The sequence below is a fragment of the Nocardia sp. NRRL WC-3656 genome (assembly GCF_000720265.1).
Lineage (GTDB): Bacteria > Actinomycetota > Actinomycetes > Mycobacteriales > Mycobacteriaceae > Nocardia > Nocardia nova.
Map to the genome: position 1 here is coordinate 246,637 of NZ_JOJF01000003.1, position 13,965 is coordinate 260,601.

The window sequence follows — 13,965 nt, forward strand, 5'->3', positions numbered from 1 at the left end:
CATGTTCAAGGAGAGCGCAGCCGTGACCACCTCAGCCCGCATAACCCCCGCCGCCCTCGTCCGGGTGCCGGCCGGGACGACGGCGGGCGCCGCGGTGCGCGAAGCGGGCCTGCCCACCAAGGGCCCCGACACCGTCGTCGTCGTGCGCGACGGCGAGGGCAACCTCAAGGATCTGTCCTGGGTGCCGGAGACCGACGTCGAGGTCGAGGCCGTGACCGCCGGCTCCGAGGACGGCCGCAGCGTCATCCGCCATTCGGCCGCCCACGTGCTGGCCCAGGCGGTGCAGCAGGAGTTCCCCGAGGCCAAGCTCGGCATCGGCCCGCCGATCAAGGACGGCTTCTACTACGACTTCCAGGTCGAGCGGCCGTTCACCCCGGAGGATCTGGCCAAACTCGAATCCCGGATGAAGAAGATCGTCAAAGGCGCGCAACGGTTTTCGCGCCGGGTGGTCGAGGTCGACGAGGCTCGGGTGGAATTGGCCAAGGAGCCGTTCAAACTCGAGCTGATCGGCGACAAATCGGGAATCGACGACCCCGAGATCATGGAGGTCGGCGGTAACGAGCTGACCATCTACGACAATCTCGACCCGCGCACCGGCGAGAAGGTGTGGGGCGACCTGTGCCGCGGCCCGCATATCCCGACCACGAAGTTCATTCCCGCGTTCAAGCTGACCCGCTCCTCGGCGGCCTACTGGCGTGGTGACCAGAACCGCGAGGATCTGCAGCGCATCTACGGCACCGCATGGGAGTCGCCGGAGGCGCTGGAGAACCATCTGCGCATCCTGGAAGAGGCCGAGAAGCGCGATCACCGCAAACTCGGCCTGGAACTGGATCTGTTCTCCTTCCCGGACGAACTGGGTTCGGGCCTGCCGGTGTTCCATCCCAAGGGCGGCATCATCCGCAAGGAACTCGAGGACTATTCCCGTCGTCGCCACATCGCCGCGGGCTACGAATTCGTCAACACCCCGCATATCACCAAGGGGCATCTGTTCGAGGTCTCCGGACACCTCGACTGGTATCGCGAGGGCATGTTCCCGGCCATGCACCTCGACGCGGAATACAACGACGACGGCACCGTGCGCAAGCCCGGCCAGGACTATTACGTCAAGCCGATGAACTGCCCGATGCACAATCTGATCTTCCGCTCGCGCGGCCGGTCGTATCGGGAGCTGCCGCTGCGGCTGTTCGAATTCGGGTCGGTGTATCGCTACGAGAAGTCCGGTGTCGTCCACGGGCTGACCCGGGTGCGCGGCATGACCCAGGACGACGCGCACATCTACTGCACCAAAGAGCAGATGCACGCCGAGCTGACCTCGACCCTGCAGTTCGTGCTGAGCCTGCTGCGCGACTACGGTCTCGACGATTTCTACCTGGAATTGTCGACGAAGGACCCGCAGAAGTTCGTGGGCTCGGACGAGTTGTGGGAGGAGGCCACCGACACGCTGCGCAAGGTCGCCACCGATTCGGGTCTGGACCTGGTCCCGGATCCGGGTGGCGCCGCGTTCTACGGCCCGAAGATCTCCGTGCAGGCCAAGGACGCGCTGGGCCGTACCTGGCAGATGTCGACCATTCAGCTCGATTTCAACCTGCCCGAGCGCTTCGGCCTCGAATACACCGCCTCCGACGGCACCAAGCAGCGGCCGGTGATGATCCACCGCGCCCTGTTCGGGTCCATCGAGCGATTCTTCGGCGTGCTCACCGAGCATTACGCGGGCGCGTTCCCGGCCTGGCTGGCGCCCGTGCAGGTGGTCGGCATCCCGGTCGCCGACGCGTTCGCCGAACACCTCGACTCCGTGGTGGAGGAACTGCGCGCGCACGGTGTGCGGGCCGAGGTCGACCGCAGCGACGACCGGATGCAGAAGAAGATCTTCAACCACACCGCGCAGAAGGTGCCGTTCATGCTGCTGGCCGGCGAGCGCGATGTGAACGCCGGTGCGGTGAGCTTCCGATTCCGCGACGGCACGCAGGTCAACGGCGTGCCGGTCGCCGATGCGGTGGCGACCGTCGTCGACTGGATCTCGCGGCGCGACAACGCCTCGCCGAGCGCGGAAGGATTCGAGGTCCGGACCGGTGGGGCGTGAGTGAGGGCATGGTGGAAGAGGCTGTGACGCAACAGGATCCGGGTCGGATCGTCGACACGGGAGCGGGGGACCCGGACCGGTTGCAGCGATTGTGGACCCCCTACCGGATGTCCTACATCACCGGCGCGGTCGCAGCCGATCGCGACAGCCGGAGCGCACCGGTCGACGCCGACGCGCCCGCCGGTGCCGAGGAGAAGACCTCGGCCGGGCTGAAGCATCCGTTCACCGAGATCCCGAAGATGTCGGACGAGGACGGACTGGTCATCGCTCGCGGTGAATGGGTGTTCGCGGTGCTCAACCTCTACCCGTACAACCCCGGCCACATGATGGTGGTGCCCTACCGGCGGGTGGCCGACCTCGAGGATCTCACCCCCGAGGAGAGCGCCGAACTGATGGCGTTCACCCAGCGGGCGATCCGGGTGATGAAGAAGGTGTCGCGGCCCGAGGGATTCAACGTCGGGCTGAATCTCGGCGGGGTGGCCGGTGGCTCGCTGGCCGACCACCTGCACCAGCACATCGTTCCCCGCTGGGGTGGGGACGCCAATTTCATCACCGTCGTCGGCGGGGTGAAGGTGATGCCGCAGTTGCTGCGGGAGACGCGGGCCCTGCTGGCCGGGGCGTGGCACGAGGCGAAGGAAGTCGAGTAGCGTGCTGAGCTTCTTCGGTCGGGAGACGTTCGCCAAGGCGACCGCGCCGCTGGGACGGGCGCTGGTGAGCACCGGGCTCACGCCCGACGCGATGACGCTGATCGGCACCACCGCCTCGATCGTCGCCGCGGTGACGCTGTTCCCGACCGATCACCTGTTCTGGGGAACATTGGTGATCTGGCTCTTCGTCATGTTCGACATGCTCGACGGGGCGATGGCCCGCGCCCGCGGCGGCGGCACGAAATACGGTGCGGTCCTCGACGCCACCTGTGACCGCGTCGCCGACGGCGCCATCTTCGGTGCGCTCGCGTGGTGGTCGGTGTATCACGAGCACAGCAAGCATCTGTTCGTGGCGACGCTGGTGGTCCTGGTGACCTCGCAGGTGATCTCCTATGCCAAGGCGCGCGCGGAGGCGAGCGGGCTGTCGGCCGACGGCGGGATCATCGAACGTCCCGACCGTCTGGTGATCGTGCTGGTCGGGGCCGGCCTCACCGGCATCGGTGGCTATTTCGACGTCGAGTGGCTCACCTACGCGGTCTATGTCGCGATGTACATCCTGGCGGTGCTGAGCATCGTCACCGTCTTCCAACGAGTCCTGGCGGTACGGAATTCGGCCGGTGCCCGCGATGTGATCGCGCCGGTCAACAAGGCCGACTCCGATACGGCGAAATGAAGGTGGTAGAGGGCGTGACGCAGATGAGGGCGGCGCTGACCGATGGGGCCTATGCGGGCGGGTGGCGACTGGTGCGGGGGCTGCCGGAGCGCACCGCACGCCGCTGGTTCGACTTCGGGGGTGATTGGGCGGCTCGGCGCGCGAACCGTGCCGCCCGGCGCGGTCAGGGACCGAATCAATTGCGCCGCAACCTCGCCCGGGTGCTGGGCGTCGATCCACTCGAGGTGCCCGACGAGTTGATCCACGCCTCGATGCGCTCGTACGCGCGGTACTGGCGTGAGGCGTTCCGGCTGCCGGCCCTCGACCATGCGGCACTGGCGGATTCGCCGCTGATGCCGTTTCCGGAGGGGCTGGAACATCTCGACGAGGCACTGGCGCAGGGGCGCGGCGCGGTCTTGGTGCTGCCGCATTCGGGAAACTGGGATATGGCCGGGGTGTGGCTGGTGCAGCACTACGGCAGCTTCGCCACGGTCACCGAACGGCTGCGACCGGAATCGCTGTTCGAGCGCTTCGTGGCCTACCGGGAGAGCCTGGGGTTCGAGGTGTTCCCGCTGACCGGCGGGGAGCAGCCGCCGTTCCGGCAGCTCGCGCAACGGTTGCGCGACAACAAGGTGGTCTGCTTGATGGGCGAGCGCGATCTCACCGGCAAGGGCGTGCCGGTGGAGTTCTTCGGCGAACGCACCTGGATGCCGGCGGGCGCGGCGAAATTGGCCATCGAGACCGGCGCCGCGCTGATGCCGGTGCACGCCTGGTTCACGGTGGACGAGCAGGGCCGTGAGGGATGGGGGATGAAAACCGAAGTGCCGCTGGATGTTTCGGAGGGTGTCGCGGCGGCCACGCAGCAGCTGGCGAATCGCTTCGCGGCCAATATCGCCGAACACCCCGCCGACTGGCATATGTTGCAGCCGCTGTGGGAGGGGGATCTGTCCCCCCAGCGCCTGGAGCGGATCGCGGCCGCGCAGGCCGTGCGCGGCGGTGAGCGGCCCGCCGGAGACGCGGTGTCATGAGAATCGGCATGGTCTGCCCGTACTCGTTCGACGTGCCGGGCGGAGTGCAGTCACATGTCGTGGAGCTGGCGCAGGTGCTGATCGAGCGCGGCCACAAGGTGAGCGTGCTGGCGCCGGCCTCCGACGACACGGAACTGCCGGAATTCGTCGTCTCGGCCGGGAAGGCGGTGGCGATTCCGTACAACGGTTCGGTGGCGCGGCTGTCGTTCGGGCCGACCGCCTACACCCGGTTGCGGCGCTGGATCGCCGACAACGACTTCGAGGTCCTGCACGTCCACGAACCCAACGCCCCGAGCATCTCGATGCTGGCGCTGAAGGTGGCCGAGGGACCCATCGTGGCCACCTTCCACACCTCCACCACGAGATCGCTGGTGCTGGCGACCTTCCAGGGCGTGCTGCGGCCGTATCACGAGAAGATCAGCGGGCGGATCGCGGTCTCCGAGCTGGCGCGGCGCTGGCAGGTGGAGGCGCTGGGCAGCGACGCGGTCGAGATCCCGAACGGGGTCGACGTGCCGGCGTTCGCGAATGCGCCACTGCTGCAAGGGTATCCGCGCGCGGGCGGGACGGTGCTGTTCCTCGGTCGCTACGACGAGCCGCGCAAGGGGATGGCCGTGCTGCTGGGCGCACTGCCCACACTGGTGGCCCGGCATCCGGACGTGGAAATTCTGATCGTCGGCCGCGGGGACGAGGAACGCCTGCGCCGGGAGGCGGGCGAACACGCCGGACATCTGCGTTTTCTCGGTCAGGTCTCGGATGCGGAGAAGGCGTCCGCTATGCGCAGTGCCGATGTGTACTGCGCGCCGAACCTGGGCGGGGAGAGTTTCGGCATCGTGCTGGTGGAGGCGATGGCCGCCGGAACCGCCGTGGTCGCCAGCGAATTGGACGCCTTCCGCCGGGTGTTGCGCGACGGGACCGCGGGTGTGCTGGTGCCGGTGGGTGACTCCGCGGCGCTGGCCGAGGTGATCGACGGGCTGCTCACCGACCGCGCCCGCCGCGAGGATCTGGTGCGCACCGCGGACCAGGTTGTCGGCGAATACGATTGGCCGGTGGTGGCCGAACAGATTCTGAGGGTGTACGAGACGGTCACCGTCGGCGACGCCCGGGTGAGGACCGCTGGATGATCACCTTCTCCGCGACGACCATCCTGGTCCTCGCGCTGATCGCGGCGGTGATCATCGCCATCGGAGTATGGGCCTACTCCACCGCCAACCGGCTCGACCGGCTGCACGTGCGCTCTGACCAGGCCCGCGACGCCCTGGAGTCCGCCTTGGCGCGACGCGCGGTGGTGGCCCGCACGGTCGCGATCTCGATGGCCGGGCCGATGTCGGAGTCCACGGCGGCGGAGCAGTCCAAACGGCTGATCGCATTGGCCGACCGGGCCGAACGCGCCGACTGGAACGATCGCGAAACCGCGGAGAACCAGCTCGCGGCCGCGCTCTCCGCGGTCGACATCACCTCGTTGCGTCCGCAGCTGGTGGCCGAACTCGCCGACGCCGAGGCGCGGGTACTGATCGCGCGCCGCTTCCACAACGACGCCGTGCGCGACACGCTGGCGCTGCGTACCCGGCGCCCGGTGCGGTTGCTGCACCTGGGCGGTACCGCGCCGCTGCCCACGTATTTCGAGATCGCGGAGCGGGTCACCCCGGCGGCGACCACCGGACTCGAGGTCGACACCGTGCGCACCTCGGCCCGGGTGGTGCTGCTCGACGACGAGGATCGCGTGCTGTTGATGCGCGGCCACGACCCCCAGACTCCCGATTCGCCGTTCTGGTTCACCGTCGGCGGCGGCATCGAACCGGGGGAGACGCTGCGGACCGCGGCGGTGCGCGAGGTCTGGGAGGAAACGGGCCTGGCGCTGGACTCCACGCTGCTGCGCGGCCCGATCTGGCGGCGGGTCGCGGTCTTCCCGTTCAACGGGGAGCTGATCCGCTCCGAGGAACTGTTCTTCGTCGCCCGGGTGCGCTGGTTCGACCCGAAGCCCGCGGATCCGAGTGTCTGGGAACGTCGCTGCGTCACCGCCTACCGCTGGTGCCTGTCGCCGGATATCGCCGAACTCGACCGGATCGGCGAAACGGTGTACCCGTACCACCTGGACAACCTGCTGGCCGAGGCGCTCGCCGCCGCCGGTTCCGAGATCGAGCCGGAGGTCCGGTCGATCCGCTGAGCCGCGGCGATTATTCGGGCCGCCTCACGCCGCGGCGTATCCGGTGAACGTGTCCGCGAGCACGACAACCATCCGGCCGCCCATCGCTTCCACCGTCGAGCGCAATCTGGGATCACCACTGGGCGGCAGCGACATCGACCATGCGGTCGAACCGTCGCCGGCGTCGATAGCGTGCACGGCGGCGCCGTCCGCGAGAACGAGGTGCCGACCGTCGGTGAGGCCGTCGCGCACCGTGTTCGCGAGCCGCGCCGGCTGCTGCCATACCTGGTGTCCGTCGGCGAGATCGAGGCCGATCAGCGCCGTCCCGTCGAGCGATCGGACGATCACCGTGTGATCCACTACTCCTTCGACCGCGCCCTGGCGACCCGTGGGCTCGTCGAGGCCGATCTGTGGATTGGTCCACAGCACTCGCCCTGTCGTTCGGTCGTAGGCACTCTCGCCGGTGAGGATCGGCGGCGGCGACGCGGTCGCGGTCGGATACCACTCGAGCAGGAAACTCGGATTGCCGACTGCGGTGATCGGGTGACCGTTGCGATCGAGAAGTGTGATCGTCCCCGGGCTCCCGCTGCGATCGATCACCTGCCTCGCAATGATCCCGCCGTCGAACACGGCGCCGACGGAGTCGGTGAACAGCGGGTCGCCGGTGCGCAGATCGTAGACACGAACATTGCGGTCGTGGCCGTCCCGGAAGTAGTCGGGCGCATCGAGTCTCGGCCTGACCGCGTCGCCGGGAACCGGTGTCGGATACGTCCGGCGCCAGGTTGCCTCGATGTCGGAAACGGTTCCCCGGGTGACGACGGCGGTCATCCGGTCGGCGGTGCGGCCGGCGACGGAAACCACGCCGTCGCGCACCGCCACGTCCGTCACCTCGAAGTCCGTCGAGCGGTCCGTGGCTATCGTGCCGGTGGCAGCGTCGACGATCAGCACTCGATGGGTGCCGCGGCAGGTCAGCTGGCCGTCGAAGACGCGCTCGTTACAGCTGAGGAGTTCGCCGGCGTCGATCGTCCACCGCACCGCGCCGGTGCCCGGGTCGATGCCGTGCAGCCGTACCGGTCCGGCTTTCGGTGCGGTGCCCGGCCCGGGCTCGCCGGGTACCGCGGTGGCCGCGACGATCATCGGCCCGGCGTCCATCGGCGAACCGTAGCCGTAGTAGTTGTCCAGGCTGTGCGGAAGTGCCAGCAGGACCGCGCCGGGCTCGTGCGACAGATCGGCGGCCCGTAACGTCCATCGCGGCACCGGGGCGGAGTCGAGCCGACCGGAAATCCGGAACCGGCCACCGGCCGCGGGACCCGCCGGCGGCTCCTCCGGCGATCGGTTCACCCACACGACCGCTGCGACTCCCGCCACCACGGCCACGATCAGCACCGCGATCCAGATCCGGCGCGTGCCTCGACCGGTGAGCCAGTGTGCGGCCGCGTTCATCCGGCGGTCTCCTTCATCCGTCCAGCCGGCTCACGCACCGGCCCCACTGTGCGAAAGAGGCAAGGTATCAGCCTCTTTCGAGGTGGGCGATCGCGAGGACGTCCCAGCACCGGTAATGCTGTAGCTCGAAAGCCGCTTCTCGTCGAAGATCCCCATCGTGGTCGGAGAAACTGTCACCGTCCCCGGCGGGCATCGGTCAGCGACGAGGGCGTGCTGCCGGGTTCGGTGTGGATGACCACGCTCCGGAACTCCCGGAGGCCGGTGTCAGCGCGACACGGTTGCGAAGTGGCCACCCGGTCAGTGGTGGCCCGAGAGTTCCGTGGCGGATGCCAGTTCCTGGAGGGGAATGGTTGTGTCGGACCAGGTTTCGGGAGCGTGGGTCGTTCGGGCGGCGATGAGGCTTCGGGCGGTACGCAGGTCGGCGGGACGGCCCACGGCCGCCGCGGCGACCAGTCGACCCGCTCGCAGGGACAGTGCGACGAACTGCCCGGGGGTGTCGGTGGTGCGGACCACGACGTCGTCCTCGGTGTGCGGTCGCCCTGCGAATTGGATCGTGACGCCGTACTGCGTGGTCCAGCCCCAGGTGACCTCTTGCGCGGGGAGAGGTTGTCCGAGAACGGATTTCGCTACAGCGACCCCGTGTGATTGCGCACTGTTCCACTGTTCGCTGCGCCGGTGGACCCCGAATTCCGGATCGTAGACGGCGGCGGCGTCACCGGCGGCGAAGACATTCGGCGCCGAGGTCGTATAGGACTCGTCGACGAGGATCCCGTCCCCGACGGCGAGTCCGGCCTGCCGGGCCACCTCGGTCTCCGGTTCCGCGCCGATCGCGACGAGTATGGCGGCGGCGGTCCACTGACGTCCGTCGACAGCGATGGCCCGGATATCGCCGTCGCCACCGTCGATCCGGTCCAGCACCACCGCGTCGTGAATGTCGACGCCCTTGCCGGCGTGCAGGTTTCGGCAGTGCGCGCCGATCGCCGCCGGGGCCACCCGCTCCAGCGGAGCGTCACCCGCGTGCACGATCGTCACCGCCGCCCCGAGTCCACGCGCCGTCGCGGCGGCCTCGCAGCCGACCAGGCCGCCGCCCACCACCAGCAGTGATCCACCGGTCACCACGGCCGCGCGCAACGCATCGACATCCGCCGCGGTGCGCAGCGTGTAGGCGCCCGACTCGGGCCCGGGCAGTTCTCGGGCGCGCGCGCCCGTGGCGAGCACCAGGGCGTCGTAGCCGAGGGTTTCGCCGGTGCCCAGATGTAGCCGGTCGCGGTCGACGTCGATGCCCGCGACCGGGGTCCCCGGGCGCACCTCGATGCCGAGTTCGCGCCACGATTCCGCGGATTCGAGCAGGAGCCGGCGTTCGTTCGCGGTGCCGGCGAGCAATTCCTTGGAGACCATCGGGCGGCGGTAGGGCAGCCGGTCCTCCGCGCCGAGCAGCACGATCTCACCGCTGTAGCCCTCGGTGCGCAGGGTGCGGGCGGCGGTGGCGCCCGCGACCCCCGCACCCACGACGACGATGCGTCCGGTCATGCGCGACTGACCTCGACCATCTCGAAATCCGCCTTGGCCGCACCGCAGTCGGGGCAGGACCAGTCGTCGGGAATGTCGTCCCAGCGGGTGCCCGGCGCGATGCCGTCTTCGGGCCAGCCGAGCGCCTCGTCGTATTCGAATCCGCATTGCAGGCAACGGAACAGCTTGTAGTCGCTCATATCAGGCGCCTTTCGTGAGGGTCGGATCGTGGCTCGCGAGATCGAAATCGACCTTCTCCCGGACGCCGCAGTCGGGGCAGCACCAGTCGTCGGGTATCGCCGACCACGCGGTGCCGGGCGGAAAGCCCTCGCGAGGTGCGCCCTCGGTTTCGTCGTACACGTAATCGCAGACGGGGCAACGGAATCGGGACATCAGGCGACCCCGTACTTCGCGAAGGCCCGATCGCGCTTGCGGGGCTGGATGTTGACGCGGGTGATGTCACCGCCGTAGTGCGCGAGCACGCGCTTGTCCATCACGCGGCGCCACAGCGGCGGGAAATAGGCGACGGTGATCATGCTGGCGTAGCCGCTGGGCAGATTCGGCGCGCCGTCCATACTGCGCAAGGTCTGATAGCGCCGGGTGGGGTTGGCGTGATGGTCGCTGTGGCGCTGCAGGTGGTAGAGGAAGATATTGGTGACGATGTGGTCGGAGTTCCAGCTGTGCTCCGGCGTGCAGCGTTCGTAGCGCCCGGCCGCCGTGCGCTGCCGCAGCAGGCCGTAGTGCTCGAGGTAGTTGACCGTCTCCAGCAGCGAGAAGCCGTACACCGCCTGCAGCACCAGGAACGGCAGCACGCCGGGGCCGAAGATCGCGGCCATCGCGCCCCACAGCACCACCGACATCAGCCAGGCGTTGAGCACGTCGTTGTGAATCGTCCACGGCCGCTTGCCCATCCGCTGCAGGCGAGTCTTCTCGAGCGACCAGGACGAGCGCAGGCTGCCCCACACACTGCGCGGCAGGAAGGTCCAGAACGATTCGCCGAACCGGGAACTGGCCGGATCCTCCGGTGTCGCCACCCGTACGTGGTGGCCGCGGTTGTGCTCGATGTAGAAGTGGCCGTAGAACGTCTGCGCCAGCGTGATCTTCGACAGCCAGCGCTCCAATTCGTCCTTCTTGTGGCCGAGTTCGTGCGCGGTGTTGATGCCGACGCCGCCCATGGTGCCGATGCTGAAGGCCAGGCCGATCTTCGACACCAGGCTCAGCCCGCCGTCGACACCCAGCCAGGACAGATCGGCCGCACTCCACAGATAGCAGGCGAACACCAGGCTGAGCAGCTGGAACGGGATATAGGCGTAGACGCACCAGCGGTAGTAGCGGTCGTTTTCGAGCTGTTCCATCACCTCGTCGGGCGGATTCTGCCCGTCGGGCCCGAAGAAGCGGTCCAGGATCGGCAGCAGGACGTACACCAGTAGCGGCCCGATCCACCACCACACCGGCGCCGCGTGGTGCCAGCCCAGCTGGTTGAACAGCCACACCAGGCCGGTGGCGAGCAGGACCGCGGTCGGCGGGACGAGGCCGAACAGCCAGAGATGGCGTTTGCGGTCGCGCCACTGCGGCGGCGCGGTCGGGGCCGGATCGCCGATTCGGGATGTGGTCACGGAGTTCTCCTCACGAACGGTACGCGGACTGCGCGCCGGAACGGTGCGCCCGGCGTACGGGCTGCGTGGACGAGGTCGGGGCCGGAGCGCGGCCCGTTCACCTCGGCGTATTTACACTTTCTGAAGAAGTGTTCTCATTGAATACAGATGTAGTGAGATTGTCAATAGTCGAACAGTTTCGTGGACCGTGTACGATCATGGACGTGGCTACCGCGCCGAACTTCCAGTCCGATATGCGCCGACTTCTGCGCGAGCGCGTCATCGAGACCGCTCGTGGCCTGGTCTGTACCGAGGGCTGGGGCGCGGTGAACATGTCGCGGGTGGCCAAGGAGGTCGGTGTCAGCCGGCCGGTGCTGTACAAGGAGATCGGCACCAAACAGGACCTCGCCGATGTGGTGATCGCGAACGAGGTGGACGTCTTCCTGGTCGGGATCGCCGAGAAGCTGGCGGCCCACCCGGACGATGTGATCGCCGGCCTGATCGCGGCCGTGGAGTTCACCCTGCGCAGCGGCGCGGACAATATGCTGCTGAAGGCGGTGCTGTCGGGCCGCTCGGCGCCGGATACCGCACTGCTGCCGGCGCTGATGACCGAACCGGAACCGGTGCTCGGCCGGGCGATCGCCGCGGTGACCGCGACGGTTCGCGCGCAATACGATCTGGCGTCGGTGGGCGACGAGGAACTGGGATCGGTCGCCGAAACCGTTGTGCGCCTCGCCCTCAGTCATCTCTTTCAGCCCACGGGGCCGGTCGAACGGGCGTTGGAGCAGATCCGGGTCGTCGCCGTCGGTCTGTTCGAGCCACTGCTGTCCGAGGCGTGACGATTCGAGCCTGACGATTCGGCGGTGGGAGACGTTGGCTGTCAACGCATTTCGTCGGAAATCCGCCGATTCCGCCGATACCCGGCCGTTGCCGCTGTGTGGCAGGTCACCATCGGTTAGGGTCGAAACCGGTTTGCCGCACACCGAATCCGGCGAACCGGTGTGTGGAGGTGAGGTACCGAATGCATATGTCCTATCTGCTGTACGACTTCCTGCTGCCGTATATCGGCGAGCAGGCCGCGACGTACTGGGCGCAGCTGTTCGTCGTCGACCCGATCTGACGAACAGGTGGCGCCGGCCTGCGGTTACGGTCGTCCGGCGCCACGGGTACCCGCTCTCGGCGCGCCCGTAGCGACGCCGTAGCGGCCGCCTGCCGGGCGTGTGATTCCGGCCGGGGGTGGCTGACCAGTCCAGTGCTCTCGGACTGGCTATCTAGTGGCCTGATCGGGGCGCCTAGAATCGTGGAGGTTCGCATCGCAGCGATGCCTCCTCGAACGAATCCCCGATAATCAGGAGTTTGCCCGTGACAACGCCCGACACCACCTCGACGACCGGCACCGCCCGCGTGAAGCGCGGCATGGCCGAGATGCTCAAGGGCGGGGTGATCATGGACGTCGTCACCGCCGATCAGGCCAAGATCGCCGAGGATGCCGGCGCGGTCGCGGTGATGGCGCTCGAGCGGGTTCCCGCCGACATCCGCGCCCAGGGTGGTGTCGCGCGGATGAGCGACCCGGACCTGATCGACGGCATCGTCAACGCCGTCTCCATCCCGGTCATGGCCAAGGCGCGCATCGGCCACTTCGTCGAGGCGCAGATCCTGCAGAGCCTCGGCGTCGACTACATCGACGAGTCGGAGGTGCTGACCCCGGCCGACTACGCCAACCACATCGACAAGTGGCAGTTCACCGTGCCGTTCGTCTGCGGCGCCACCAATCTGGGCGAGGCGCTGCGCCGTATCACCGAGGGCGCGGCCATGATCCGCTCCAAGGGTGAGGCCGGCACCGGCGACGTATCCAACGCGACCACCCACATGCGCAAGATCCGCGCCGAGATCCGCCATCTGCAGTCGCTGCCCGAGGACGAGCTGTTCGTGGCCGCCAAGGAACTGCAGGCGCCCTACGAGCTGGTCCGTGAGATCGCCGAGACCGGCAAACTGCCCGTGGTGCTGTTCACCGCCGGTGGTATCGCCACCCCCGCCGACGCCGCGATGATGATGCAGCTGGGCGCCGAGGGCGTCTTCGTCGGCTCCGGCATCTTCAAGTCCGGTAACCCGGCCGAGCGTGCCGCCGCCATCGTCAAGGCCACCACCTTCTACGACGACCCCGATGTGCTCGCGAAGGTGTCGCGCGGCCTGGGTGAGGCCATGGTCGGCATCAACGTCGAGGAGATTCCGGAGCCGCACCGCCTCGCCGAACGCGGCTGGTAATTCGGACGGAAGACTTTCCGAGACAACCGCTTTCGCCGGGTCGTCCTGTACGGACGGCCCGGCGTCGTCGTAGGTGAGGGGTAATCGTGCCGCAACCCGGAGACCGTCCCGGAGTGTGCGGTCGGCGCCTCACCTGTCCTGCGCGATCGCCCCGATCCGATCCCGCGCCGCGAACTTCGCGATCGCGGCGGCCGTGACCGGGGTGAAGAAGTTGACCAGGTTGCCGTCCGGATCGCGGACCAGCAACGACCGGTTGCCCCACGGCATCGTCGTCGGTTCGGCGACGATCTCGGCACCGGACAGCTCGCGATGGACGCGGTCCACGTCGGCGACGAGGAATTCGGTGATCACACTGCGGTTGGCGCCCGGAGCGGCGGAATCCGGTGCGAACAGCGCCGTGCGCGTGCTCGCGATCGCGAGGGTGGCGGTGGCGGTCTCGAGCTCGGCGAAATCCTCGGTCGCCCACTGCGCCCGGACGCCGGTCGCGCGCTCGTAGAACGCGACCAGACGGGCGACGTCGCCGGTGATGATGCGGATGGAGACGAAATCCATGACTACTTCCTTGCTGTTGAGAGGCGTTTTCCGCAGCCTAGGAGAAATAGT

At 68.1% G+C, this 13,965-nt stretch carries 14 protein-coding genes; 8 read left to right on the plus strand and 6 right to left on the minus strand.

Annotated elements, in window-relative coordinates; translation table 11 throughout:
• The first annotated feature begins 1 nt into the window (after position 1).
• From thrS to IG65_RS0106375, 6 genes are read left to right on the plus strand one after another with little or no spacing between them, the layout of a single operon-like run.
• Entirely contained in the window at positions 2–2,080 is a 2,079-nt protein-coding gene (gene thrS / locus IG65_RS0106350; protein ID WP_195074827.1) for a threonine--tRNA ligase, read from the plus strand.
• Positions 2,081–2,088: 8 nt separating this feature from the next.
• The gene (locus IG65_RS0106355; protein ID WP_030513888.1) at positions 2,089–2,727 is read left to right on the plus strand and encodes an HIT domain-containing protein; all 639 of its coding nucleotides are present in this window, start codon (positions 2,089–2,091) and stop codon (positions 2,725–2,727) included.
• A gap of 1 nt (position 2,728) precedes the next feature.
• On the plus strand, positions 2,729–3,400 hold the full coding sequence (gene pgsA / locus IG65_RS0106360; protein WP_030513889.1) for a phosphatidylinositol phosphate synthase: 672 nt from the start codon (positions 2,729–2,731) through the stop codon (positions 3,398–3,400).
• Between the two features lie 23 nt (positions 3,401–3,423).
• Positions 3,424–4,407 (plus strand): phosphatidylinositol mannoside acyltransferase, encoded by a 984-nt coding sequence (locus IG65_RS0106365; RefSeq protein WP_036523550.1) that lies wholly within the window; start codon positions 3,424–3,426, stop codon positions 4,405–4,407.
• The gene (locus IG65_RS0106370) at positions 4,404–5,528 is read left to right on the plus strand and encodes a glycosyltransferase family 4 protein (RefSeq protein WP_030513891.1); all 1,125 of its coding nucleotides are present in this window, start codon (positions 4,404–4,406) and stop codon (positions 5,526–5,528) included. The genes IG65_RS0106365 and IG65_RS0106370 overlap by 4 nt, the downstream gene beginning before the upstream one ends.
• The gene (locus IG65_RS0106375) at positions 5,528–6,571 is read left to right on the plus strand and encodes an NUDIX domain-containing protein (RefSeq protein WP_030513892.1); all 1,044 of its coding nucleotides are present in this window, start codon (positions 5,528–5,530) and stop codon (positions 6,569–6,571) included. The genes IG65_RS0106370 and IG65_RS0106375 overlap by 1 nt, the downstream gene beginning before the upstream one ends.
• Before the next feature lie 24 nt (positions 6,572–6,595).
• Here IG65_RS0106375 and IG65_RS0106380 read toward each other — a convergent pair whose 3' ends face one another.
• The 5 genes from IG65_RS0106380 to IG65_RS0106400 form a co-directional block, all read right to left on the minus strand.
• Entirely contained in the window at positions 6,596–7,993 is a 1,398-nt protein-coding gene (locus IG65_RS0106380) for a PQQ-binding-like beta-propeller repeat protein (protein WP_030513893.1), read from the minus strand.
• Positions 7,994–8,290: 297 nt separating this feature from the next.
• Positions 8,291–9,523 (minus strand): NAD(P)/FAD-dependent oxidoreductase, encoded by a 1,233-nt coding sequence (locus tag IG65_RS0106385; protein WP_030513894.1) that lies wholly within the window; start codon positions 9,521–9,523, stop codon positions 8,291–8,293.
• Positions 9,520–9,702: a rubredoxin gene (locus IG65_RS0106390; protein WP_030513895.1), complete on the minus strand. Its 183-nt coding sequence runs from the start codon at positions 9,700–9,702 to the stop codon at positions 9,520–9,522. The genes IG65_RS0106385 and IG65_RS0106390 overlap by 4 nt, the downstream gene beginning before the upstream one ends.
• A 1-nt stretch (position 9,703) precedes the next feature.
• A complete protein-coding gene (locus tag IG65_RS0106395) occupies positions 9,704–9,895 on the minus strand; it encodes a rubredoxin (protein WP_030513896.1) in 192 nt (63 codons plus the stop codon).
• The gene (locus IG65_RS0106400; protein ID WP_030513897.1) at positions 9,895–11,118 is read right to left on the minus strand and encodes an alkane 1-monooxygenase; all 1,224 of its coding nucleotides are present in this window, start codon (positions 11,116–11,118) and stop codon (positions 9,895–9,897) included. The genes IG65_RS0106395 and IG65_RS0106400 overlap by 1 nt, the downstream gene beginning before the upstream one ends.
• A gap of 203 nt (positions 11,119–11,321) precedes the next feature.
• On the opposite strand from IG65_RS0106400, the gene IG65_RS0106405 reads away from it, so the two are divergent.
• On the plus strand, positions 11,322–11,936 hold the full coding sequence (locus tag IG65_RS0106405; RefSeq protein WP_030513898.1) for a TetR/AcrR family transcriptional regulator: 615 nt from the start codon (positions 11,322–11,324) through the stop codon (positions 11,934–11,936).
• A 523-nt stretch (positions 11,937–12,459) separates the two neighbouring features.
• A complete protein-coding gene (gene pdxS / locus IG65_RS0106415) occupies positions 12,460–13,362 on the plus strand; it encodes a pyridoxal 5'-phosphate synthase lyase subunit PdxS (RefSeq protein ID WP_030513899.1) in 903 nt (300 codons plus the stop codon).
• Between the two features lie 129 nt (positions 13,363–13,491).
• On the opposite strand, the gene IG65_RS0106420 is transcribed toward pdxS, so the two are convergent.
• Complete coding sequence (locus tag IG65_RS0106420; protein ID WP_030513900.1) at positions 13,492–13,914, minus strand: glyoxalase/bleomycin resistance/extradiol dioxygenase family protein; 423 nt, start codon at positions 13,912–13,914, stop codon at positions 13,492–13,494.
• Between the last annotated feature and the right edge of the window lie 51 nt (positions 13,915–13,965).

Bases quoted from the DNA above. Each gene is read 5' to 3' on its own strand.
- IG65_RS0106420 (WP_030513900.1), bottom strand. From the start codon at position 13,914: ATGGATTTCGTCTCCATCCGCATCATCACCGGCGACGTCGCCCGTCTG.
- IG65_RS0106395 (WP_030513896.1), bottom strand. From the start codon at position 9,895: ATGTCCCGATTCCGTTGCCCCGTCTGCGATTACGTGTACGACGAAACC.
- IG65_RS0106370 (WP_030513891.1), top strand. From the start codon at position 4,404: ATGAGAATCGGCATGGTCTGCCCGTACTCGTTCGACGTGCCGGGCGGA.
- IG65_RS0106355 (WP_030513888.1), top strand. From the start codon at position 2,089: ATGGTGGAAGAGGCTGTGACGCAACAGGATCCGGGTCGGATCGTCGAC.
- IG65_RS0106365 (WP_036523550.1), top strand. From the start codon at position 3,424: ATGAGGGCGGCGCTGACCGATGGGGCCTATGCGGGCGGGTGGCGACTG.
- IG65_RS0106385 (WP_030513894.1), bottom strand. From the start codon at position 9,523: ATGACCGGACGCATCGTCGTCGTGGGTGCGGGGGTCGCGGGCGCCACC.
- IG65_RS0106390 (WP_030513895.1), bottom strand. From the start codon at position 9,702: ATGAGCGACTACAAGCTGTTCCGTTGCCTGCAATGCGGATTCGAATAC.
- IG65_RS0106380 (WP_030513893.1), bottom strand. From the start codon at position 7,993: ATGAACGCGGCCGCACACTGGCTCACCGGTCGAGGCACGCGCCGGATC.
- thrS (WP_195074827.1), top strand. From the start codon at position 2: ATGTTCAAGGAGAGCGCAGCCGTGACCACCTCAGCCCGCATAACCCCC.